The 25858-nt window shown below is 34.4% G+C and carries 22 protein-coding genes; 4 read left to right on the top strand and 18 right to left on the bottom strand.

All coding sequences use genetic code 11. The features are described from left to right. Positions 1-229: 229 nt before the first annotated feature. The 7 genes from BN4220_RS09855 to BN4220_RS09825 form a co-directional block, all read right to left on the bottom strand. A complete protein-coding gene (locus BN4220_RS09855) occupies positions 230-691 on the bottom strand; it encodes a hypothetical protein (protein WP_066715733.1) in 462 nt (153 codons plus the stop codon). A 43-nt stretch (positions 692-734) separates the two neighbouring features. Continuing rightward, positions 735-1718, bottom strand: a complete 984-nt coding sequence (locus BN4220_RS09850) for an ABC transporter ATP-binding protein (protein ID WP_066715732.1) — start codon at positions 1716-1718, stop codon at positions 735-737. Next, the gene (locus BN4220_RS09845; RefSeq protein ID WP_242867826.1) at positions 1711-2760 is read right to left on the bottom strand and encodes an ABC transporter ATP-binding protein; all 1050 of its coding nucleotides are present in this window, start codon (positions 2758-2760) and stop codon (positions 1711-1713) included. Before BN4220_RS09845 ends, BN4220_RS09850 begins: the two co-directional genes overlap by 8 nt. A gap of 160 nt (positions 2761-2920) precedes the next feature. Beyond that, the gene (locus BN4220_RS09840; RefSeq protein ID WP_066715730.1) at positions 2921-3970 is read right to left on the bottom strand and encodes an ABC transporter permease; all 1050 of its coding nucleotides are present in this window, start codon (positions 3968-3970) and stop codon (positions 2921-2923) included. Between the two features lie 14 nt (positions 3971-3984). Beyond that, positions 3985-4974, bottom strand: coding sequence for an ABC transporter permease (locus BN4220_RS09835; protein ID WP_066715729.1), 990 nt, complete (start codon positions 4972-4974; stop codon positions 3985-3987). Positions 4975-5058: 84 nt separating this feature from the next. Further along, complete coding sequence (locus BN4220_RS09830; protein ID WP_066715728.1) at positions 5059-7530, bottom strand: ABC transporter substrate-binding protein; 2472 nt, start codon at positions 7528-7530, stop codon at positions 5059-5061. 108 nt (positions 7531-7638) lie between these two features. Then, positions 7639-8856 carry an InlB B-repeat-containing protein gene (locus BN4220_RS09825; protein ID WP_066715727.1) on the bottom strand — a complete coding sequence of 406 codons (1218 nt, stop codon included), beginning with the start codon at positions 8854-8856 and terminating at the stop codon, positions 7639-7641. A gap of 332 nt (positions 8857-9188) precedes the next feature. Here BN4220_RS09825 and BN4220_RS09820 point away from each other — a divergent pair, with 332 nt between their 5' ends. Further along, positions 9189-9971, top strand: coding sequence for an ABC transporter ATP-binding protein (locus BN4220_RS09820; RefSeq protein ID WP_066715726.1), 783 nt, complete (start codon positions 9189-9191; stop codon positions 9969-9971). Between the two features lie 29 nt (positions 9972-10000). After that, a complete protein-coding gene (locus BN4220_RS09815; RefSeq protein WP_066720842.1) occupies positions 10001-10795 on the top strand; it encodes an ABC transporter permease subunit in 795 nt (264 codons plus the stop codon). A 181-nt stretch (positions 10796-10976) separates the two neighbouring features. Here the strand turns inward: BN4220_RS09815 and BN4220_RS09810 are convergent, their stop codons facing one another. The 3 genes from BN4220_RS09810 to BN4220_RS09800 all read right to left on the bottom strand — a co-directional run bounded on the left by BN4220_RS09810 (position 10977) and on the right by BN4220_RS09800 (position 14022). After that, on the bottom strand, positions 10977-11663 hold the full coding sequence (locus BN4220_RS09810) for a class II aldolase/adducin family protein (RefSeq protein WP_197467963.1): 687 nt from the start codon (positions 11661-11663) through the stop codon (positions 10977-10979). Positions 11664-11686: 23 nt separating this feature from the next. Next, the gene (locus BN4220_RS09805; protein ID WP_066715724.1) at positions 11687-12136 is read right to left on the bottom strand and encodes an RbsD/FucU family protein; all 450 of its coding nucleotides are present in this window, start codon (positions 12134-12136) and stop codon (positions 11687-11689) included. Between the two features lie 92 nt (positions 12137-12228). After that, positions 12229-14022, bottom strand: a complete 1794-nt coding sequence (locus BN4220_RS09800; RefSeq protein WP_066715723.1) for an L-fucose isomerase — start codon at positions 14020-14022, stop codon at positions 12229-12231. Positions 14023-14332: 310 nt separating this feature from the next. Here BN4220_RS09800 and BN4220_RS09795 point away from each other — a divergent pair, with 310 nt between their 5' ends. Next, entirely contained in the window at positions 14333-15184 is an 852-nt protein-coding gene (locus BN4220_RS09795; RefSeq protein ID WP_066715722.1) for an AraC family transcriptional regulator, read from the top strand. Between the two features lie 330 nt (positions 15185-15514). On the opposite strand, the gene BN4220_RS09790 is transcribed toward BN4220_RS09795, so the two are convergent. From BN4220_RS09790 to BN4220_RS09775, 4 genes are all read right to left on the bottom strand, one after another. Further along, positions 15515-16468, bottom strand: coding sequence for an ABC transporter permease (locus tag BN4220_RS09790; RefSeq protein WP_066715721.1), 954 nt, complete (start codon positions 16466-16468; stop codon positions 15515-15517). After that, complete coding sequence (locus BN4220_RS09785; protein ID WP_066715720.1) at positions 16465-17565, bottom strand: ABC transporter permease; 1101 nt, start codon at positions 17563-17565, stop codon at positions 16465-16467. The genes BN4220_RS09790 and BN4220_RS09785 overlap by 4 nt, the downstream gene beginning before the upstream one ends. Further along, positions 17558-19093, bottom strand: a complete 1536-nt coding sequence (locus tag BN4220_RS09780; protein WP_066715719.1) for an ABC transporter ATP-binding protein — start codon at positions 19091-19093, stop codon at positions 17558-17560. Before BN4220_RS09780 ends, BN4220_RS09785 begins: the two co-directional genes overlap by 8 nt. Positions 19094-19317: 224 nt before the next feature. Then, positions 19318-20508, bottom strand: coding sequence for a BMP family ABC transporter substrate-binding protein (locus tag BN4220_RS09775; RefSeq protein WP_066715718.1), 1191 nt, complete (start codon positions 20506-20508; stop codon positions 19318-19320). Between the two features lie 490 nt (positions 20509-20998). Here BN4220_RS09775 and BN4220_RS09770 point away from each other — a divergent pair, with 490 nt between their 5' ends. Next, positions 20999-22090, top strand: coding sequence for a zinc ribbon domain-containing protein (locus BN4220_RS09770; protein WP_066715717.1), 1092 nt, complete (start codon positions 20999-21001; stop codon positions 22088-22090). A 103-nt stretch (positions 22091-22193) separates the two neighbouring features. On the opposite strand, the gene BN4220_RS09765 is transcribed toward BN4220_RS09770, so the two are convergent. From BN4220_RS09765 to BN4220_RS09750, 4 genes are all read right to left on the bottom strand, one after another. Then, on the bottom strand, positions 22194-22451 hold the full coding sequence (locus BN4220_RS09765) for a DUF6774 domain-containing protein (RefSeq protein WP_066715716.1): 258 nt from the start codon (positions 22449-22451) through the stop codon (positions 22194-22196). Positions 22452-22599: 148 nt separating this feature from the next. Continuing rightward, entirely contained in the window at positions 22600-23589 is a 990-nt protein-coding gene (locus tag BN4220_RS09760) for a beta-ketoacyl-ACP synthase III (RefSeq protein ID WP_066715715.1), read from the bottom strand. A 187-nt stretch (positions 23590-23776) separates the two neighbouring features. Continuing rightward, the gene (locus BN4220_RS09755) at positions 23777-24448 is read right to left on the bottom strand and encodes a potassium channel family protein (RefSeq protein WP_066715714.1); all 672 of its coding nucleotides are present in this window, start codon (positions 24446-24448) and stop codon (positions 23777-23779) included. 14 nt (positions 24449-24462) lie between these two features. Continuing rightward, entirely contained in the window at positions 24463-25755 is a 1293-nt protein-coding gene (locus BN4220_RS09750; RefSeq protein ID WP_066715713.1) for a TrkH family potassium uptake protein, read from the bottom strand. Between the last annotated feature and the right edge of the window lie 103 nt (positions 25756-25858).

Below are 25858 nucleotides of genomic sequence, written 5' to 3'. Positions count from 1 at the left end.
TATAACTATTCATTTTTGTCAAATAATCCTGTTGTTTAATTTCCTTTTTCGTCGAATTAACTATATTTGTATAAAAATTCATAATTAAAGAAATTCAAAATACATATTTAGAAGATTTATATAAATTTAAGCATTAAGTTTTGGACAAAAAAAAACTGTCAAACATAGCCCTTTTATTATTACCATTAAAAGGTGAATCTATGTTTGACAGTTTTATCGCCATATTTAATTATTTTAACCACATGCTCAATAATAAGAATGCCCCAGCGTACATTACAATAATAAAACCAGCTACAGGTAAAATTGCAGAAAACGCACCCAATATCATGGCTTTACGTTCTTTCTTACTAATATTTAAATTCGCTAATTCTGTTTTTTCCCGTTTTAAGCGTTTCGGTATATACCAAGAAAAACCTTCGATATTTAGTTCAGCAATGGATCTTCCATCATCAACAAATTTAGCTTTTCCCTTACTTCTCTCTTTGTTAGAATTAGTTTCATTGTTAGAATTAATTTCATTGTTAGAATTAATTTCTTTATTAGTGCTTCTTATGTTTTCATTTGCACCAATTAAATTATCGCTAGTATCTTTTTCTATTTCTTCATTGTCCGTTTTTTTGATATTGTTTGATATTTCATCGTCAACAACATTTTTTTGTAATAGGTATTGAACCTTTTTATAATTATTCATAAAGCTTCCTTCCCTTATGTGAAAAACTATGAGGGTACGTTTTTTACTTAGCCTTTGATGTTTCGTACAAGTGGCATGCTACTTTATGACCTGGCTCAATCTCTTTGAACTTAGGTTCTGTTGTTTTACAAATCTCCATACATTCTGGACATCTGGTACAGAACTTACATCCCTTTGGTGGATTCACTGGCGAAGGGATATCCCCTTGCAATATTACTCGTTTCATCTTAACTGTTGGATCTGGCATTGGAACTGCACTAAATAGTGCCTTGGTATAAGGATGTAATGGATTTCTAAAAATATCTTCTTTTGCTCCATACTCAACCATATTACCAAGATACATAACACCAACAGCATCTGATATATGCTCTACTACAGATAAATCATGGGATATAAACAAATATGTATATTCATATTTATCTTGTAAATCTTTTAATAAGTTTATAATCTGAGCTTGAATAGAAACATCCAGCGCTGAAACCGGCTCATCGCATACAATAAATTTAGGTTGTAGGGCAATTGCACGTGCAATACATATTCTTTGCCTTTGTCCACCTGAGAATTCATGAGGATAACGTTCAAAATAATGAGGTTGAAGCCCACAATCTTTCATTACTTGAAGAACATACTCTTTGATCGTATTCTTTGGTACAATTCGATGTGCTTTTACAGCTTCACCAATAATAGAACCAACTGTCATTCTAGGACTTAAACTTGAATATGGATCCTGAAATATAATTTGTATCTGTGGACGTAATGTTCTTAGCTCTCTTTTAGATAATTTAGCTAAATCCTTACCATTAAATATAACCTTTCCATCGGTAGACTCATGCAAACGTAGAATTGTTCTTCCAATCGTTGTCTTACCACATCCAGATTCACCAACTAAACCCATCGTGGTCCCTCTTTGAATATCAAAAGAAACATCGTCTACTGCTTTTAATGATACCGTTGGTCTACCTAAAATATCATTTTCGATGGTAAAATATTTCTTAAGATGTTGTACAGATAAACAAATCTCACTCATGATTTACCACCTCCAATTTTCCCTTTGAATCTGCGGAAACTTTTGACTTTCCCTCATCATACAAATGGCATGCTACCTTATGCGTTTCACTAAATGCTCTTAGGCATGGGTAATCACCTTCACAAGCTTTAAAGCTTTTATCACAACGATCTTTAAAATAACAATGACTTGGCATGTTGATAGGATTTGGTACTTGACCAGGTATGCTATAAAGTCTTTTTACGATTTTATTTACAATTGGTTTACTCTTCATTAGACCAACCGTATATGGATGTTTTGGATCCAAGAAAATTTCTTCCGCAGTTCCCATCTCTATAATTCTTCCTGCATACATTACTACAACAAAATCTGCCATTTCAGCAACTACGCCTAAATCATGTGTGATTAACATGATACTACCATTGATTTTTTCTCGAACCGAGCGAAGTAATTCTAATATCTGTGCTTGAATGGTTACATCAAGTGCTGTGGTAGGTTCATCTGCTATAATAAGCTTTGGATTACATACGAGTGCCATTGCAATCATAACACGCTGTCTCATACCACCAGACAATTCATGTGGATAGTTTTCATAAACACCTTCAGCTCTAGCAATTCCTACAAGGTTTAGCATCTCAATTGATTTTGCTTTTGCCATTTCTTTCGTAGCTGTAGGATTATGTAACATCGTAACTTCATCCAATTGATAACCAATTGTAAATACTGGATTTAAACTTGTCATTGGTTCTTGGAAAATCATAGCGATTTCTTTTCCACGAATTTCTCTCATGGCTTCTGTTGACATTTTAGCAATATCGTAGCACTTTTCACCATTATTATAACGGATCTGACCACTTACTACTTGCCCCTGAGGAGCTTGCACTAATTGCATAAGTGATAATGAAGTAACACTCTTACCACATCCAGATTCACCAACAACACCAACTGTACTATTGGCTGGTATGCTAAATGTAACGCCATCTACAGCTTTAACTGTTCCTGCATCTGTAAAAAAATATGTATGTAAATCATCGAATTCTACTACATTATTCGGATCTTTCATCTTTGTTAGATAAGTTTCTTCTGAAACATTTCGTGCTCTTTTTTTTGCTTCTAATTCCGTCGTAATTTTGCGATTATATTTCGCAATTTCGCGTTCTTCTTTACGGGTAATATAATGCCCGTTTTTCTTTTTTGATTTTAATAACATGGCACCATCCCCCTTATCTCTTCATCTTTGGATCGATGGCATCACGTAAACCATCACCTACAAAGTTAAATGCCAATACCGCAAGAACTATTAAGAGTCCTGGTGGAATCCAAAGATTTGGATAATATTGCAATATCGACTGGCCTTTGGATGGATCTGCCATAGAAATCATTGTCCCCCAAGCTGCCTTCGGTATCTGTAAACCTAGTCCTAAATAGGAAAGTGTTGATTCATAGAGAATTACACCACCAAGGGCTAATGTCATTTGTACAATCAACTGTGGCATTACATTCGGTATTAAATGTCTAAATATTTTTGCCATTGCTGAAATGCCAGTAGCTTCTGCTGCTACCATGTATTCCTGTTCCCTAAGGGATAATATTTGACCACGTATCATTCTTGCAGTCTGAGACCACCCAATTAAGGTAAGAAATCCCATTAAATAATAGATACGTGTACTTACTGGTATAATGTTTGGTGGCACTGCCCGAAGAATCGAGGATACAACCAATAAAAGTGGAAGTGTTGGGATACAATTTATAATGTCTACTAGACGCATGATTACCATATCTACTTTGCCACCAAAATAGCCAGAAATACCACCAAACATAATACCAATTATTGTTTCTAAAAATACTACTAGAAAACTTATTGTTAACGATATTCTACCACCATACATTAAACGAACAAATACATCCATTCCATTGGTGTCTGTTCCAAGAATATGTTCTTTTGAAGGTGGCGCTTGATAATAATTCACGCCAGTCGTTACATCATAATATTGATATGTAACACCATCTGCTCCAACAAAACTCTCAGTACTTGAAACATCTACTTTCGTTTCAATTGGAAATATTTCATATTCGCCATATGGTATAAACAATGGACCTAAAAAACTAAATAAGAACATTGCTATTAAAATGATTAGTCCAAACATTGAGAGGCGGCTTCTAAAAAAGCGTTTTACAACTAATCTTGTTGGTGAAAGAGCTCTTACGCTATCACTTAAGCTTTCTTGCTCAATCTCAACTTCTTGAATGTTTGTAATATTATTCTCACTCATCTTCTGCCCCCTCCTTATCTTAGTTTTACTCGTGGATCAACAATAGCGTACGAAATATCTGCTAATATTGTACCGAGTACAGTTAATACTGCTAAAAACATCATATATCCCATAACAAATGGAATGTCTCCTTGTAACATTGCTTTATAAGATGTATATCCGATCCCGGGGATTGCATATACAGTTTCAGTAATCATCGCACCAGCAAATAATCCTGGTAAACTACCTCCAAGCATAGTTACAATTGGGATTAATGTATTACGAAATGCATGCTTATAAATAACTACCTTTTCAGATAAGCCCTTTGCTCTTGCTGTACGAATATAATCTGAGTTTAATACTTCTAGCATATTCGTTCTTGTATATCGCATTAAACTACCAATAGATAATACAACAAGTGTTACCATCGGAAGTATTAAGTGATGTAAATTATCAAGAACACGGTCAAATCCACTTAGCATTCTTGTGGCATCAGACAACCCTTGCAATGGGAACCAATTTAGTTGTAGTGCAAACACTCGCAACAGCAATGCCCCCAAGAAGAAGCTCGGTAAAGAAATACCCATCATAGCTAATATCGTTACTACATAATCAACCACACCATATTGTTTTGTTGCTGCTACAATTCCTAATGGAATTGAAATTAATATATTCAATATTAAAGCAACAAAAGAAATACCAAAGGAAATCCACATGTATTTCCCTATAATTTCTCGAACAGGTCTTCCATAAACGAAGGAAACACCAAAATCTCCACGTATTGCTTTGGAAGCCCATTGTCCATAACTCTTTAGTTTTCCAGTAAAAGAACTATCGCCAATGCCGTACAGTTCCTTCATTCTCTGTACGTCTTCTTGCGTAAGCTGACCACTTTGTACTTGTGCAGCTGTATGCTGATCCACATAATCAGCAGGCATCATACGTACTAAAAAGTAAATTAAGATAGAGACTCCAAAAAGAATGAATATGGAGGCAAAAAATCTTTTTACAATAAATTTAAACATGTTAATCCCTCGCTCATTTAAAAAGGAGGTTCTTAAATTACTTTAAGTCCCTCCTCTTATTCCAATTTGAATCAGAAGCTTAAATTATTTATCAAGTAAACTTACATTCCAAATTTCATCTATAGGTCCTTTATATGGAGTAATTTTATCGGATGGAACTAAAGATGCTGAATCAATTACATCTTGATTATAAACAAACATATTTTTTCTTTGATATGTTGGAAGTTCTACCGCAAGTTCCATTGCTTTATCTAATGCTTCAGAATAGATTGGCTTTCTCTCATCCACATTAAGAGATGTACGTCCTTGTATAATAAGTTCATTTAAACGAACTAATATAGCTTTTTCTTCATCCGAACCGCTCTTAAACATCTCATATAAACCAGTAGACTTTGGAGATCCTGCTTGATTTACTTCAGGGTCTGAGTAATATACCTGGAACATATCAGGATCAATTGTAGCTTGCCAAGCAGCAGCCCAAACAGAAATTACATTTTCTTGTAATTTACTTAATAATGTATCATCAACGTCAATAATTACTTCAATTCCTAACTTTGCAAGCACTTCTTGAGTCTTTAAGAATACTTGCCCAGCTGGGTGATCGTCAGTATTTGATGGAAGGGTAAATGTATATGTAACTTTGTTACCATCTGCACCAAGTAATGTACCATCTGCTTGCTCAGTAAATCCTGCCTTTAAGAAATACTCTTTTGAAGTAGCTCCTGTTTCATCATATGGATAAAATGCAGTAGCTCCTTCTGGATAAGCCCAAGAAACTTGACTCATTGGTCTATGGATTACTGCTGCTAAACCACCTGGATACATATTTAATGTTAAAGTAGTATCCATAGCTGACATAATAGCTTTTCTTTCGTTAAGATTCTTTATAAGATTACCATTGATACCAATATAGCCATATCCAAGATTATCAACTAAAACATAATTCATATGTTTGTAGCTTGCATCTGAAGTAATTAAGTTAATTTTATCTGGACTAGCCGATGGATCTGAATAATGAACATCACCTGTATATACCGCATCCATTTCGGATCCACTATTAATTGTTTTAACTCTTAGATATTTGATGTTTGGAGCAGACAATAAATAATAATCATTCGCTACAAAGTAACAGATTCCGTTACTATAAAAACCATCTGCAGTTGGATTTTCAGATCCATTCACATCTGTTACTTTATATGGACCTGCACCCATAGGAAGGCCATTCTTGTCTTTTAATTCGGCCATGAATTCAGTACTAGAGAAATCAACTCCAAAATTATCAACTCCATTGGCAGCATCATGTCTTGCTTGACCAGCATAATAATGCATTGGAGTAACTTGGAGAGCAAACTTCCAAATAGCAGCTGGATCAACACCATTGATTACAACTGTAATTGTTTCACGCTCAACACCATCAGAGCATACTTCTTTTCCTTTTGTAATACCACTAATGCTCTTTACATTACCCTTATTGGATTCTAGGTAAGCAGATTTTTCTTCTGCAATAAAATATACTTTTGCATCATCTACTGAAGTGTAACCGAAAGCATCATCAAACCCAGCAGGTGTACTATACGCTTTCACTGCCTCCAATGTTGCATTGATATAGTCTTCAGCTTTATAGCCTGACATTCCTTCTGCTGTTAATCCAGTCACTGGATCAAAGCTATATGTACCATCTTTATATGTAACAAGGTCTTTTCCAATACAAGTATTTGCATAGAATAAAATGATAGATTCTGGTGCAGTATTTAAAAAGTCATCTGGATCAGTTAATCCAAAATCACTTGGTACATACTGACGGCCAACTAATACATCGCTATCCGCTTTAATATTATCTTTTACAATACTCCATACTTTGTCTAAAACTGTAGCATCACCAGTACCAGCAACTGCATCATCTACTTTTTTAGTTCCTGCTGTCTCAAATTCAGCTAACTTAGCATCAGCCGCTGTTTCATCAAGAATTTGAGTCTGATATGCTTTTAATCCTTCAATTGCTAAGGAATACATAGTACCAGATCCATCATACTTTGGATCAAGATATACATACATATTAAATAACACATCGTCTGCTGTCATTACATGACCATCGCTAAATTGAATACCATTCTTTAACCAAAACTTATATGTACTCTTTGTCTGATCTGCATTGGCACTCATCTCAAAATCCCAAGCTGCTGTTGGATATTCAACTCCTGCAACAGGTTCCGCTAATTCATTATTATAAATTAAATAAAGTTGTGTCATATCATACACTGTTTTATCTGGAACGCTTGTTCCAAAAAGTGGACTAAATTTACCATCCATTGTCTTTTCACCGATTACTAATGGATTGTTTTCATTGGCTGTTGTACGGGCAACGGAGCCATCTCTTCTGTCAGCAGGAACGTCTGCTTTTACTTCTTGTTTTTCTTCCCCAGTTGGCTCGGCAGCTTGCGTTGGAGTTGGGGTTGCTTCTGCAATTGTTTCTTTATCATTCTTTTTGCATCCTGCAATTGAAAGAATCATAACAAGGCAAAGAAACAGTGCTATTAATCTTTTCTTTTTTTTCATAATTACCCTCCTTAATAAACTTTATAATTATAGCCTGCGGCTTAATTATCAAATAAAATAAAACATCGAAACTGTTTGTCTTTCGTAATTTACTATAATCATATGTACTTAATTAGCTTGCCATTCCTCAAATAATCCTTTTGTCTCTATGGAAGGACTTAGATAGTTATTTAATGTAATATTTTCTAATTTAGTACTTAGGTCTCCAACTACAAGCGGTGACACTACAACATCTATCGTCAATGGTCCAGTTGCTTCAATTACAGCACCATCTACCATAACATTTTTAATTGTTGCTCTTTTCGTTCTACCAGCCAAAACTCCTGCGCAAAGCTTAACGTTAGAAGTTTTATCAATGATTATTTTTGTATCTTTTAAAGTCAAATCTGAAATCTTAGCATTATTAAGGGTAGCAAATAATCCGAAAGAAACTTCATCTGCATTTTTTGCGGCAACACCTGCCACCTTGTTCTTAGCATTCACTGTTAGATTGCTTATTGTATAACCATTACCATCAAACTCTCCAGTAAACCCTTCGATTGGCTTCCATGCTTGCCCACTAAGATCTAAGTCATTTGCTAATATATATTTAGCTTCAGGAGCTTGCTCCATTGCTTGCAATTGTGATATCGTCTTAACTCTTATTAATTCACCTTCAATGAATTTACAATAAATTTTAATATACGCATTTCCATTTTCATCATATTCTATATTCTCTTCACTAATAATCTGGCCAAAGGTATACTTAGTAGAGCAAGCTTCATCTGCATAATAATCAACCAAAGTATAACCGCTCTTTGTAGGTTCTGCAGATGTTGGTCTACTCAATGTATTACCAACATTAATATTCCATTTTAAAAGACTATCTCCATCTGGATTATCAGCATCCACAAAAAGAATGTTCGGATTATCAGCCCATCTAGCATAAATCTCAAGTGTTTCTTCCGGAGCAACTGTAGCATTAACCCTATCTGTGTCAAAATTCCACAAATCATCTTCATTAAAGTTATATACTGTACCATTCTTTGTTTCTTCTGTTGTGTAATTGGTATACCAACCAATTAAGGTTTTTTGACCATTTTTAGGCTCAACTAGCATTCCAGATGTACCGCTTGGCTTATATAGTAATGAATCCTCCGCATAATAAACAACTCTTGTCTTCATCTGATTAATATGACCTCCCAAAGCATCATATGTAACTGCATATGGATATCCTTGTTCGGTTGGATGAACAAATAGCGATTTTGTTCCAACACTACAACCTACCGTCAACAATGTAACCATTCCTAAAATGAGCATAAGACATTTCTTTTTCAAACCAAACATAAAATCCTCCCGAACATCTTGCTATAAAAGACAACAATAAAAACGAAATAAGCACACACTAATATCGGAATGGTGTAAGCTTCTTCGCTTTTATAGTGAATTCTATATTTTTCCTTTTTCTTCTACTATGTAGCATATTTTTCTTATATTTTTCTATTTTTGTAAATCTGTTACTAATATTAGAATTATATTAGAATTTTTTCCATATGTCAATCATTTATATAAATTGTAAATTTATACTTATACAAATGTAATTCTTTGACATTTCTTCTTAATCACCTTAATTCTAAACCCTCATATAATACTGTATAGCATAATAGTAGGAGGTCATTATGGAATCCTCGGGCACCCAAAAAAACATCTTAGACATAGAGCACCTAAGTTATTCCTATCATTCCCTAGAAGGTGAAACTCTTGCGTTGTCCGATATCTCATTTCAAGTTTCAGAGGGTGAATTTCTAGCAATCGTAGGACCTAGTGGATGCGGGAAATCTACTCTTCTTTCTTTAATCGCAGGTCTTTTAAAACCAGATAGTGGAAAAATTCACATAAACGGAGCAGTTGCAAGTAATTCGGATATTAATATTGGTTATATGCTGCAAAAAGATCATCTTTTAGATTGGAGAACCACGATTAAAAATGTTTCTCTAGGTTTGGAGATTCGGAAAAAATATTCCGATGAAAGCTTTGTTATGATTAACCATATGTTAGAGACATATGGTCTTATGGCATTTAAAAATGCAAAACCAAAAGAACTATCTGGTGGTATGAGACAACGTGCAGCTCTCATTCGTACTCTTTTATTACAACCAGATATTTTATTATTAGATGAACCTTTTTCCGCTTTAGATTATCAAACAAGACTTGAGGTATCAGATGATATTTGTAATATCATACGAGATGAAAAAAAGACGGCTATATTAATTACCCATGATATTGCTGAGGCCATAAGTATTGCAGATCGAGTCATAGTTTTAACAAATCGGCCGGCCACAATAAAAGCAAGTGTCGATATTCATTTAACAACTACAGATAAATCTCCTCTTCATGCAAGATCAGCTCCTGAATTTTCTGAGTACTTTAATCTCATATGGAAGGAGTTGACTGAAAAATGAAATATTCAAAGAAGCACTATTCGGAAGCGATGTTACATGCTTCTACCACACACCAAGCTTACTTACGTAGATATCTAAAAAAACAACGTAAAATAAGAACTTGGCAGTGGGCTATATTTATTATATTTTTCGCTTTATGGGAGTTTTGTGCTGCAACAAATATCATTAATCCTTTTATTTTTAGCAGCCCTACCAGAGTTTTAGAAACCATGCTAGAAATGTCAAAGAGTGGAACACTTTTTTATCATATAGGAATTACATTAATAGAAACATTCGCCAGCTTTTTCCTAGTCATTATCATAGGTATTTTAGTGGCTATTTTACTATGGTGGAATCATACTGCTGCTAAAGTATTGGAACCTTATCTTGTTATTTTAAATAGTTTACCAAAGTCAGCATTAGCACCAGTTTTTATCGTATGGCTTGGTAATAATGTAAAAACAATTATTGTTGCTGCCGTTAGTGTTGCCGTATTCGGTAGTATAATTACACTTTATACGAACTTTATAAGTGTTGAGGAGGATAAGATTAAACTTATTAAGACACTTGGGGGAAGTAAAAAGGATGTTCTATTCAAGGTAATTTTACCAAGTAATATCCCATCCATTATCAGTGTTATGAAAGTTAATATTGGTCTTTCTTTAGTTGGTGTTATCATCGGTGAGTTCTTAGCTGCAAAGGCAGGTTTAGGATACCTAATCATCTATGGAAGCCAGGTATTTAAACTTGACTGGGTTATTATGTCTGTTGTTATATTATGTATTTTAGCTACAATACTTTATAAAATATTGAATTTTATTGAAAGAAAAGTACAGGATTGGTAGTTACCACATATAATTTTCTGATAGGCGCAAATGGCAAATTATTTCTGTGCTTATCAGCTACATATTATTCATTTATTACATCTAACTATTTTATTTAGATGTATTCACTTTCGTTTGTATTACTTGAAATCAACGCTAAATGAATAGCCTTTAATACAATTCCTTAGATTAAATGTTTTCGCTATTCCTTATATTTCTTATAACCAGGATGTTTCCCAGTTACCCCATAATTCTCTCTCATAGAAATCAATCGATCAATGTTCTCTCTTGATATTTCTTTCGCTCCTCCAAGCAAATGTGCGTTTAAGCTAATCTTAGCGAATAACTCTAAGGTTTCCATTCGATAATATGCTGTTATTAAATCTGATCCTACGGTCAAAGCACCATGATTTTGTAACAATAGTACATCATGAGAAGATAGATATGGTGCAATTGCATCTGGCACTTCATGAGTCGATGGTGTTCCGTAAGGTGTCACAGGTATAGACCCAATGGCAATCACAGTTTCTATCATTGAATACTCATCCAAAGGTTTATTCGCCACTGCGTATCCCGTTGCCACTGGAGGATGTGCATGAACAACTGCTCCTACATCTTCTCTTTCTTTATAACAACGTAAGTGCATTTTAATTTCAGATGACGGTTTTGCACCCGCAAGTCCATGAAGCACTTCGCCTTTGTCGTTAATATGAACAAGCTTTTCAGGTGTTATAAAACTTTTACTAATCCCTGTTGGTGTTGCAAGAAATGTACCATCCTCTAATTTTACCGTGACATTTCCGTCATTTGCTGCTACCCAACCTAATTGCCACATCTTATGGCATATATCGCAAATTTGTTCTCTAATCTCCATATAATCCATATCTATATCCTCGTTATAAACTTCAAATTTTAATTTATTGACTGCGCTACTACACCTTTTTGGAGCATTATGTTCCCATACAATGCCTTTTCGCTGGTAGCAATAATTGCATAGGCAGATCTTGCTTCTTCATAAAATAAAAATCGCTCTATTTGACCAATCTCTTTATTATCACAATCTTCTTGTTTATTCACAATGCTTTGATAACTGTCCCATATCGGTGTTTCTACCAAATCACCATCCACAACTTTCATGACATTCACAGGATGTTTCACATAATTATCTAGTGGAAACACATGTAAAATAGCTTCTAATATTTCGCATACACCATGACCATCCATACGAATAACAATTGCTTCTTTACCTATGGACTGAGCTGGGAAATTTCCATCCGCTATGACAATTCGATCACTATGCCCCATTTCACAAAGTATCTTTAGAAGCTCTGGCGATAATATTGCTGGAATACCTTTTAACATACTATCCTCCGTTGTTTTTCCATCAAAATTCTAAGCATTGCCCTGCCACTAGATACTCCTAGATCAAAAGTCAATACTCTTATCTCCCTTTCTTATTTATACATTGGACCAAAAGTTGCACAAGCTCTATAATCCTGTCCCTCTTTATCCATACCAAATGCGTTCCACACTGCTGGACGGAATATTTTATCCTCAGGAACGTTGTGCATACAAACAGGTATTCTAAGAATAGAACAAAGTGTAATAATATCAGCACCAATATGGCCATAACTAATTGAGCCATGATTTGCTCCCCAATTATTCATCACCTCGTAAGCTGTTTTAAAAGCGCCCTCTTTCGTTGTCCTTGGAGCAAACCAAGTGCAAGGCCATGTATAATCAGTTCTCTTCCAAAGCTTATCAGATACCTCCTCTGGTAAATTCACTGTATATCCTTCCACCAATTGTAGTACTGGACCTAGCCCTTTTATCATGTTTATTCGAACCATTGTCACTGGCATTTCACTTCTTGTTAAGAAACGGGAAGAGTATCCACCACCCCTGAAATACCCGTAATCTGCTGCATTCCATGTTGTGGCCTGTAAGCATACGTCTTGATCTTTATCAGTCATTTCCCAAAATGGTTTTATGATTCCGTTACCATTCTCATCTTTTACTTCACCGCACGCATCGATACATGCTGCTCCTGAATTTATTAAATGAATAAAGCCACTAGCTTCTTGAGCAACACCTTCTAATTCGTAACCAGTCGCCTTTTTCACAGCATCTGGGCTCCAATAAGTTCTAACATCAGCAAATATTTGTGCAGTATTGGTTAGTAATTTACCAAACAGCATACAAACTCCATTTAAGGAATCATTCTCTGTTGCTAATATGTAAGGCTCTCTTGCTCCCTCCCAATCAAAAGAAGAGTTTAACATTGCTTCTGGAAAATCACAGTTTGGATAAAAATCAGTCCACTGCCTTTGGCCTTGAAATCCACCAGCGATTGCATTATGACCTACCATTTCTTCTTTTGCATGTTCTGGAAGATTTTCATTCCCATTGTACAAATCTTTAATGATACACATCATTTTAACGATGAATTCCCACTCTTCTTCTTTTTGTTTTTCATTCTTCTGCAGATGAATTGGATTTTTATCAAAACCCTCTTTACATTTTTCTTTTACCCAGGCTAAGGCTTTTTCATATTCTTTCTTATCATAAATTTCTTCTGTCATTCGCCGAATAATCTCTACTTCATCTACGGATTCAACCCTCATACCTAAATACTCTTCAAAAAAGTCACAGTTAATAATTGAACCAGCAATACCCATACATATAGAGCCTATCTGCAAATAAGATTTTCCGCGCATAGTAGCTGCCGCAATTGCAGCTCTACCAAATCGTAATAGCTTTTCTTTTACATCCTCGGGAATCTCTAAGTCATCAGCATCTTGCACGTTCCTTCCATAGATACCAAAGGCAGGCAATCCTTTTTGAGCATGGCCAGCTAGTACCGCTGCTAAATAAACAGCACCTGGTCGTTCCGTTCCATTAAATCCCCAAACACCTTTAATGGTCATTGGATCCATATCCATTGTTTCTGACCCGTAACACCAACAAGGAGTAACGGTAAGTGTAATATCTACACCGGCCTTTTTAAACTTATCTGCACAAGCTGCTGCCTCAGCAACACGTCCAATGGTTGTGTCTGCAATTACAACGTTTACAGGTTCACCATTTGAATAGCATAAATTACTTGCAAAAAGTCCTGCTGCTGCCCTTGCCATGTTCATGGTTTGCTCTTCTAATGATTCTCTAACCTCTAAAACCCCTCTTCGACCATCAATGGTTGGTCGTATTCCAATCACTGGGTAATCACCTATTAATCTGCTTTTTGCCACCCTAACACCTTATCCTTTCTCTCAAATAGTTTTATATTGCTTATAGTTTCATCTTGCTTATTAGCTTTATCTTACGCATTAGTTTATCTTGCTTATTAGTTTTATCTTACTTATTGGCTTAGCTTGCCTATTAATTCTATCTTACATATCAGCTTCAAACTCCATCTAAATTTCATCTATATCTATATTTATATTTATCTTTATATCTATATCTATATCTATATCTATATCCTTCATTCTACTATTTTACTTGCCTTAAATCTTGTGTTATAATGGCAAAAAATGTAACAATCTTCAGATTGGAGGATGTATGCAATATTTAGATTATAATGAGTGTAAACAGCGTGGAACCTTTGAATTTCCTATTGATTTTCACCATGTAGAGGATTCTCATCCTCAGTACATTATGGCGTTCCATTGGCATGTAGAGTATGAGATTATTCGTGTTTTGAAAGGAAGTTTTATTATTTCATTGGATGAGGAAGAAATTCATGCAAATTCAGGAGATGTCATATTTGTTCATGGTGGGACCCTCCATGCATGTGCTCCCAAAGACTGTGTTTATGAATGTATTGTGTTTGACATGAAAATGTTACTGAATAAAGAAGATATTTCAAGAAAATACATAGAGTCTATAAGCAATCAAGCACTTCTGATAAATAATTATCTTCCTAAGGAAGATACAAGACTGCATGATACAATCTGGAAACTATTTGACTCTTTTCAGATGAAGAATTTCGGATATGAAATGATTGTTAAAGGTTCGTTATATGAGATTTTTGGCACAATGCTTGAGCGAAATCTTTTTTGCACTGCCTCTCAAGTATCTTCTGTAAATCAAAAAAGATTACATCAACTAAAACATGCACTAGAACTAATCGAAAACCATTATAATACAACCATCACGTTAGATCAGCTTTCAAAAGCCGCAGGCATGTCTGCAAAATATTTTTGCAAATTTTTTCAGGATATGACTCATAAAAGTCCAATGAATTATTTGAATTTTTATAGAATTGAACGCGCCTGTTTTCAATTGCTCAACTCTGACGCATCCATTATTGAAATTGCTATGAATTGTGGTTTTAATGATTTAAGCTATTTTATTAAAACCTTTCGAAAATATAAGGGAATTACTCCTGCAAAATATAGAAAACAAAGTTAACTATAGAAAGGTATCTAAATAAAGAACGATAATAGAATGAAGATATTTTTTAAACGTAAGTATGGATAACTTCAAATAAGAACAATTTCAAATAAGAACAATACAATTTAAGGATAATTATATATAACAAGAAAATTAATAATTACACAAATCAACAAAGTGATAGCAGTTGTTAAAAGTGATTTACCTGTATGATACTATATTGTTTTATACTTTTCAAAACAAAAATGTGAATCATGCAGATGAATTCGGTTTATTAACAACTGCTATATTATTGAATCTCTATTTTATTGCATTCCTATTTTAAGAATCCCTCTTATCTCACTTTAATTAACGTTCCTCTCTATAGTAATTCACACCGCAAGCTTCTGGCTGAGATTTCTCCCTTGCCATACGAACGGATGCCGCTACAAGAACGATTACCGTAATCAAATAAGGTAACATATCATAAAATGCTCCAGGAATATTAAATGAAGCAGGGATATAATATTTTAACTGACGAAGTGCTCCAAATATAAAGGAACCAAAAATAGCTTTTACAGGGCTCCATGTCGCAAAGATAACTAATGCAACAGAAATCCAACCGATTCCTCCCACACAGTCACTAATCCATACACCTTTATTAATAATCATAATCGTGTAAGCTCCACCAATACCACAGATACCACCACCAAGCATTACATTTAAATACTTGCACTTTGTAACTTTAATACCAGCGGCATCTGCTGCTGCTGGATTTTCACCGATTGCGCGAATGTTAAGACCTGTTTTTGTATGGTGAAGATAAATACCAAGTAGAATTGCTGTAATAATTCCTATATAAACAAATGGGTTATAAGAAAAGAATAACTCACCAAGGATAGGAATATCACTAAGACCTTTGATATTAATGTTTCTCATTTGAGAAGTAATGTTTTCAGGAAGTTTTAACGTTCCACTCTCTGATTTACTAAGGGCATGAAATCCCCAAAAGTTTGCAAGACCTACACCAAAGATGGTAAGCGTTAAGCCGGTTACATTTTGATTTGCCATAAATGTAATGGTTAAAACACCGTATATCAATGCTGCAAGGGCTCCAGCTGCAAAAGCTGCAATTAAAGCAAGTAGAAAATTATCAGTAGAATATCCTACCATAAAGCCTGCACAGGCACCGATTGCCATCATACCTTCAACACCTAAGTTTAAATGTCCAACTTTTTCATTGAGGATTTCACCTAAAGTACCGAACAATATCGGTGTTCCAGAAGCAATGGAAACTGCAATAAAACGAATAATCATACTCATGCTTTTGCTCCTCCTTTTTTACGCATCACAAAATGATATCTAGCAAAAAACTCGCATCCAATCACAAAGAATAAGATAATTCCTTGCAATACGTCTGCACATGCCCCGGATAATCCAAAGGTAGATTCTACTACACTACTTCCCTTTTCCATAATACTAAATAATGCTGAAATAATAAAAATTGAAATAGGATTAAGATTACCAAGCCAAGCTACAATAATAGCTGTAAAACCTACACCACCTGCAATACCAGTAGTAAGCGTCATCGCAGAACCACTTACTTCAATCATACCAGCCACACCACAAATAGCACCACTGATAAACATCGTACGAAGAACAATCTTCTTTACATTCATACCAGCATAGGTCGCTGTCGCTTGGCTCTCACCAACAACGCTAATTTCATAACCATGTTTTGTATAGCTTAAATAAATAAAGACAAGCACTACTAAAATAAGAGCAATGATCCAACCACTATGTACTCCAAAGACTTTATCTAACTGTGCATTTTTATCAAATCTTGCAATTTTAGCATATCCAGGAGATGCTGGATCTCTCCAAGGAGACTCTCTTAAAAATACAACAATATTAAAAGCAATATAGTTAAACATTAATGTAAATAATGTTTCATTGGTATTATAGCGTGATTTAAAATAAGCAGGTAAAAGGGCTGCTAAACCACCACCTAACATTCCAGCAACTAACATAATAATTAGTAGCAATGCATGTGGTAAGTCCGCATGAAAAAGGGCAAAATAAGAGGCAAAAATAGCTCCCGTAATCATCTGTCCTTCTGCACCAATGTTCCAAAATTTCATTTTAAAGGCTAAGGTAACACCTAATGATGTAATAAGTAATGGAATCATTATTTTAACGGTTCCTTGAATTGCTAACTTACTACGAAATGCACCGCTTACTAGTGTTGAATATATTTTAAATGGATTATATCCTATAATAAGAATAAATAAGCCCCCTGCAACTAATGCTAACAGTAATGCAAGTAAACGTAATCCTATCATTTTATTTTTTGATAGCTCTGCTCGTTTTACAGTACGAATGAGAGGCTCATTTTGTCTTTTAACTTTTATATTAGCCATTTACTGCTTCCTCCTGATCCATTTCACCTGTCATAAGTAAACCGATATGTTCCTTGGTTGTGGTTTTTGCATCTACAATTCCAGTCACCTTGCCATGGCAAAGAACCATGATTCGATCGGATAGTTCAAGTAAAACATCCAAATCTTCACCAACATAAATAACTGCAACATTCTTTTGTTTTTGTTCGTTTAATAAATCATAAACGGTATAAGATGCATTAATATCTAAACCTCTTACTGGATAAGCGGTAATAAGAACGTTAGGATTTGACTCTATTTCACGTCCTAATAAAACTTTTTGTACGTTACCACCAGACATAAGTCGTACCGGCGTTTCTACACCAGGAGTAACAATCTTTAACTTTTTCACTAATTTTTCAGCTAAGGCTCTCGCTGGCTTACGACGTACAAAAGGTCCCTTACCATCTTTATAGCTTTTTAAAAGCATATTATCTACCATACCCATATCAGCCACTAGACCCATTCCAAGTCGATCTTCTGGAACAAAACTCATACTAATTCCATAGTTAATAATTTCAAGGGGAGATTTTCCTACAATATTTTCACCATTGTAATTAATTTCGCCGTTTTGAACTTGTAATAATCCTGCAATTCCTTCGCATAATTCTTTTTGCCCACTACCTGCAACACCAGCAATTCCAAGAATCTCTCCTGACTTAATGTTAAAGGAAATATCATCAATTCCTTTTGTTCCATCCGATTTTAAAATGGATAAATTCTTACATTCAAGAACTGTTCTCTTCTTCTCTATTTCTGGTCGTTCGATTTCTAAACTAACAGGTCTGCCAACCATTAATTCTGTCAACATTTTCGAATCACATTCCGCAGTAACTACCGTTTCAATACTTTTTCCTTTTCTAAGTATCGTAACTCTGTCACTAATATCAAGTACTTCATTTAACTTATGAGTTATTATTATTATTGCATTGCCTTGCTCTTTCATTCGACGTAAAATCGCAAATAACTTATCTGTTTCTTGTGGTGTTAAAACTGCTGTTGGTTCATCTAAAATAAGAATTTTAGCTCCTCTATATAAAACTTTTAAGATTTCTACCGTCTGTTTTTCGCTAACAGACATATCATAGACTTTCTTTTCAGCGTCAATCTCTAGCCCAAATTTTGTACATATTTTTTCGATCTTTTCTTTTAGCACTTTTGGTTTTTCTAACTTTTCTTTTGTACCAAGTACAATGTTTTCCATCGCAGAAAATACTTCAACCAGTTTAAAATGCTGATGAATCATACCAATACCAAGAACCGCTGCATCGGTTGGGGAATTAATTACTACTTCTTCTCCGTAAATGGAAATGCTCCCTTCATCTGGATGGTAAATTCCAGAGAGCATATTCATTAATGTTGTCTTACCTGAACCATTTTCACCAAGTAGGGCAAGTATTTCACCTTGCTTTACATTCAAATTTATGTGATCATTGGCAACTACGCTACCGAATCGCTTTGTTATTCCCTTACATTCTATTGCATATGCAGGTTTCTTTGTCTGTGACATAATCGTACCTCCAAAAACATGAAAGGGTGTTGCAATATAAGATTTTCTATTTGCAACACCCTTTAGCCAAAATTACCTTAAAAGGATTTGTGTGAAATACTAAACATTCCACCTTCTAAAATGAATATCTTTTCGTATATCAATTCAGAATCAGTAAAACATTAAAATTCGTGAACTTTTTCGTTATTACTTTTTTATATTATCTTTCTGCAATATTTTAAAGATTATTTTTCAACAACATTTTTAAAGTACCAATTGATTCCACCAGTAATTGTAGCGTCATCTAAAGATTTACCTTCTTCACCTACAGTTGTACCTTCATTAGTTTCAATAACGCCCCAGAACACATCCCAATCACCAGATTCAATCTTTGCTCTTGCTTCATCAATGGCTTCTTTTGTTCCTTCTTTACATAAATCAGATAATGGTGCAATGTTTACTAATCCTTCTGCCATACCGCCAAAGTAATTAGAACCATCCCATGTACCATCAATTACATCTTTTACAGCCTTCGTATAATATGCTGACCAATCCCAAACTACAGAAGTAAGTACAGCATTTGGTGCATCTTTAGACATGTCTGAATTATAACCTACTCCAAATACGCCAGCTTCTTCTGCTGCTGTCATAGGGTTTGGAGTATCACAATGTTGAGATAATACATCACAACCTAAAGCGATTAAAGCCTCTGCTGCAGCTGCTTCACCTTCTGGATTATACCAGCTGTTTGTTGTTTTTACATATACTTCTGCGTTAGGATTTACAGAGTATACACCCATTGCAAATGCATTTAATCCACCAGTTACCTCAGAGTTATCTTTTCCCCAAGAAGCTACATATCCGATTTTATTTGTTTCTGTTTTAAGACCAGCTGCGATACCACTTAGATATCTTGCTTGATATATTCTTCCGAAGTAGTTATTAAAATTCGTACCATTGCTCATATATCCAGTACCATGTGAAAAAATGATATCTGGATATTCTTCTGCATAAGCTGCGCATGTTTCCATGTAACCCCAGCTAGTGGCAAAAATTATATTACATCCATCTTCGATTAATTCTTCTATTGCTGTTTGAATTGCAACTTCATCACTATCAGATACATTATTCTTTCTAACAATCTGATTGTCCGCTAGACCAAGATTCTTTTGCATTCCCTGAATACCAATGTCATGAGTATAAGTATATCCAGAACCTTCTGCTGGATCTGTAATATGTAGTACACCAACTTTAATATCTTCTTTTGCTATTGGAGCAAATAAACCATCTGCTTTCGTCTTATCACCTGATGTCTCATTTGTTGGTGCAGTTGTTGGTTCGGTAGTTGTAGTACCATCGTTCTTTGTTCCACATCCTGTTACCATGGTTACAACGAGCGCTGATACCATAAGTAAACTTAACAATTTCTTTTTCATAAAAAGTTATCCTCCTTTGATGTACCATGACTATGGTAGAAAATAAAAAAAGCAGATTCTATCCTCTCTAGATTCTGCGTCTTTACTTTGCTTAAAGACATTGTCATTATAAAATACTTGTAGACAATAATCAATAAACCCAGTTATTATATATTATTATGTTTTAAATGAGTAAAACTTATAAATAATTCAATAAAATTAACAAACAATTCTAACCAATGAACAATAAATTCTAAAATAGAATTTAAATTTTTATAAATTTTAGTTGCCTTCCATTTTGAATTATGTTAATCTTAAATATATTTCTAATATTTTCCATTTATATATACAAACTATCTCTTTATCTTAACTTTCATTTTGATTACATTTCCCTTAAATACTCATTATATTGCTACATTATTTTTTACTTGAAATTTTAACTTCCCTTTTTTAGCTCGGCAAACCGAGAGGTTTTTATATAAAACATTTATTTAACAGGAGGAAAGGTATTATGCAAGCAAAAGAACTCTATTTAAAAACCATGAAATTTGTGTGGTTAAAACTAGCCCTAGGATTGGGAGTAGTTTTATTATCCATTGTATGGCTAGCCATATGTTTTGGAATCGGAGCCTTATTTGGTGGAGGCATTGTTTATTTTTTTGCCTTTTTATTTTGGATTGGTGGTACAGGGGTCATCAATAGCATTATTACGCATTATTTTGGTTATCTAGTAAAAGCTGGCCATGTTGCGATTCTTGCTGAAGCTGTGACTACTGGACAAATCCCAGAAAAACAATTTGAAGTAGCAACTGCAAGAGTAAAAGAACGTTTTGGTACCAGCAATGTATATTTTGTAATTGATAAACTAATTAGTGCCTCGGTAAAGCAAATTCAGGGTGGTCTTGATACTGTTGATAGTATGTTAGGCAATCTCCCAGGCGTCGGTCTGATCATTGGTTTCTCAAAAGTGTTAGTTAGTATCTCTTTAGGTTATGTAGATGAATGCTGCCTTGGCTATACCTTCTATAAAAAGGATCAAAATGCATATAAAAGTGCTGCTGATGGTGTTGTAATCTATTTTCAAAATTGGAAGTCCCTACTTAAAAGTGCCTTAGGTACTGCTTTGGTAGTAATACTCGTTACCTTTGCTTTTACTCTAATCCCATTCCTTTTATTTGGAGCTATATTTACTGCCCTTAACCTTTCAAAATTATTAGCATTCTTCTTAGCTGTACTAGTTGCTTTATCAATTAAATCTGCCTTCATTGACAGTTATGTTTTAACAAAAACAATGGTTAGTTATATGAAACTTGCACCAGAAACTCAAATTACATTCAATCTATATGATAAGCTCTGTAAATTATCTAGTAAATTCAAAGAACTATTCGGTAAGGCAAATGTCTCTTTACAAGATACTAAGATAGAGGAAGAACCAACAACACAAACTACCGTTTCTCCTAATGTAAACCCTATCATGCAACAAACTAAACTAAATGGATGTTATTGTGATAAATGTGGTACATTCAATTCTGCAGAAAACGCTTTTTGCTCTTCATGTGGGAATAAATTAGAATCTATAACAAGTGAACAAGTCACTATTTAATAAATAAAAAAAGAATGTGACTAAAATAGATGAATGATACCTTCAATCATATACTTGGTTTGGAGGTATTATTCATCTAAAAACTGCCACAATCTCAAGAATCTTAACATTCTATATTTAATTGTTCCTCTGTATTACTGCATTCGTCTTTTCTTGTACTATGTTCTATTTCTCTACTTTCCTCTTTTCTCCTCGCTTCTTCTAAGCTAACACATAACACCTCTTGCGCAGCTATGGTAGCAAGATTGTCTCCAATTAGCATAAACACTGCAGACATTAATGAAATCTCTTCCACTGACTTTCCTTTAGCAAGACAACAAGAAAATGTAGAAATAAATGTAACTAATTCACAAGATAGCATAATGCTCCCTTACAATCATTCCTTAATTAATTATATGACTTAAACCCATCATTGATAACTTATAGATAAGCATGAAAAAAATGCCACTGCGCTACGCCATCTGATGCGTTGTGCTTATCAAAGTTTTAAACTGCTCGTTTAAAATATTTTACCATTCAAAAACGACTGAACCATAGGTTAATCCTGCACCAAAACCAACAATACAGATTTTATCACCAGATTTCAGTTTGTTCTCTTTCGATAGCTTATGCATTGCTAAAGGTATGCAAGCACTTGATATATTACCATACTCTTCAATACCTACGTAAATCTTTTCAAATGGCATCTTAAGACGTTTATTAGCCGATAATAAAATACGAACATTGGCTTGATGAGGGATTAGCATATCCAATTGTTCCAATGAAATCCCAGCCTTTTCAACTACATTTTTTACAGCCTTAGGCATCACTGTAGTTGCAAATTTATAAACTTCATCTCCTTCCATTCGAATAGCCTCGTCTATATATGCATTTACATCAGGGTTACCCCAATCCGAGTCTCCTTTTTTAAATGGATGGTTTGGTGCTGGTAGTTTTGCATACAATTTAAGTGCGCCGGTTGGATTTCCCCCAAGGTTTGACGCGTATAATCCCTCTGATTTCGTAACAACTGTAGCGCCAGCTCCATCACCAAACAAAACGCAAGTTGCCCGATCATTAAAGTCAATTGTCCTTGACATTACTTCTGAAGATACAATTAATATATTCTTATAATTGCCGGTTTCAAGAAATGACCTAGCGGTGTCTAGTGCATATATATATCCAGTACATGCTGCATTAAGATCCATACATACAGCATTATTTATGTTTAATTCATGGCCAACTAGACATGCCATGGATGGCATAAAGCAGTCTGGTGTCATAGTTGTTCCCAAAATCATATCAATGTCCTCTGGCATTATTCCTGCATTTTCTATTGCTTCTTTCGCAGCCTTGGCACCCATTTGAAATGTGAGTTCACCATTGGTTAAATGTCTTGTTTTGATACCAGTTCTTTGAGTTATCCATTCATCGCTTGTATCAACAATTGTAGCTAAGTCGTCATTTGTAACTATAATATCTGGTACGTACATTCCAGTTCCTATTATTTTAATTCCCATATAAACCTCTTTCTGCAAATACAAGATTGCGAACAAATCAAAATCGTATACTACAATCATATACACAAATAATTTTCATTTCTCACACTTTTTGATAAAAATAAAACAAACTAAAAAAGTTTATGCAGATTTTACTCTGAATGAACAAAGTAAAATGCTACATAAACTTTTATCTAATACGTATTTATTAATCTGCCAAATAAGCTTCAAAATTACTAATATGTTTCTTCTTACCTATTACAACTAAAACATCATCTGCAGTAAATACATAATCTGGATCTAATTGTATTGTTGTAATATTTTGATGCTCTATTGCAATGATATTAAGATTAAAACGACTTCTTAAATCCGCTTTTACTACACTAAGGCCTACTAGCTTCTTTGAAACCTTAATTTCAGATACTTCCACGTCACCGTCTAGTTTAATAAAATCCAATCCTTTAGAGTAAACTAATCGGTTTGCAAGACGAACTGCCATATCGATTTCAGGGTATACAACTTCTGCACCTATTTTCTCAAGTACACTACCTTGATCAATACTAATAGCCTTTGCTATAACCCTAGGCACTCCCATACTAATTAAGTTTAGCGTTGTGAGAATACTCGTATCAATCGCAGTTCCTATACATACAATAACTGTTTGGCAATTTTGAATACCTGTTTCTTCTAAATTTTCTTTATCTAAGGTACCAACAACGAAAGCCTCCGTAACTACATTACGGATTTGTTTAACTTTACTTTCGTTATTATCTACAACAATAACTTCCTTACCAGCTTCTGCTAGTGTTTTTGCAAGTGCTGAACCAAAACGGCCAAGGCCAACTACACCATATTCTATCGCTGAACGATGTTGAAACATTTTATTCCTTCCTCCTACCCAATAACTACATTTTCTTCTGAGTAATGAACTTGTGCCATCGCCTTATAAGACCAGATGGATGCCATTGTTAATGGTCCAAGGCGTCCAATAAACATTGTAATTATAATAATCAGTTTACTTAAAACAGTCAAGTGCGGCGTTATACCTGTTGATAGACCAACAGTACCAAACGCACTAGTTACCTCAAATAGTATCTGTAAAAAACTATACTTTGGCTCTAAAATACAAAGTAAAAAAGTATTAAAACAGACAACACTTGTTGCAAGTAAGGTAATCACAAATGCTTTTGAAATTATCTCATTCGGTATTTTTCTTTTAAATGCAGTACAATGCTTATTAGTAGCAACACTATACGCTGTACATCCAAGTACAAAAGTAGTTGTTGTTTTAATACCACCACCAGTAGAACCAGGGGATGCACCAATAAACATCAGAATTATAATAACAAACAAACTTGCATTTGAAAATGTCCCAAGGTTATAAGTACTAAATCCTGCCGTTCTTGCTGATGTACTAAAAAAGAAGGCACCAAGCCAAGGAATATCTTGCGTCAATTTTATTAAAATAGTTCCAATTACTAATAAGCTACCTGTCATAACAAGTACAATTTTCGTATGTAAACTAAATTTCTTAAAATGACGTTTATTAATAACCTCTTTAATTACATAAAATCCAATACCACCAAATATAATAAGGCCGCAAGTCGTTAAATTAAGCAAGACATTATCTTGATATGGAATTAGGTTTTGCAATCCCCCTAGTATATCAAATCCAGAATTATTAAATGCTGCTATGGAATGGAATACACTAATTTCAAGTGCCCTTAATGGAGCATAATCTCTGGAAAATACAAGGAAGCTTAAAAATACTCCTACTACTTCAAAACATAATGTCATCAATAAAATGGATTTAACTAAACTTACCGCTCCTTTAATTGAATTTAAGTTTAAAGCTTCTTTTACTAATACTCTACCCTTAACTCCAATTTTTCTATTTGCTAGTATCAGTAATCCAACACCAACACTTGTAACTCCTAATCCACCAATTTGGATTAAAAGAGCTACAGTAGTTCGTCCTATACCATTAAATGTATCTGCGGTGTCAACGGCAATTAAGCCAGTTACGCAGACTGCACTAGTTGATGTAAACAGTGCATCAATAAATGGTACATCTACACCTTCGTTAGCTGAAAACGGTAACCATAAAATAATGGCTCCGATTAATATTACTAATGCAAATCCAAGTACGATTAACCTTAAAGGGCTAATCTGTTTTATGCGTTTCATATTCTTCCTTCTTACAACGAAATATTTTTTTAGAATTTATGTATGTATTATAACATACTATTTCTTTATTTTCTTCGTTTCCCTAACAAAAATATAATTAATA

The sequence above is a fragment of the Clostridium sp. Marseille-P299 genome (assembly GCF_900078195.1).
Classification (GTDB): Bacteria; Bacillota; Clostridia; order Lachnospirales; family Lachnospiraceae; genus Lachnoclostridium.
This window is presented reverse-complemented; position numbering and strand designations above follow the sequence as displayed.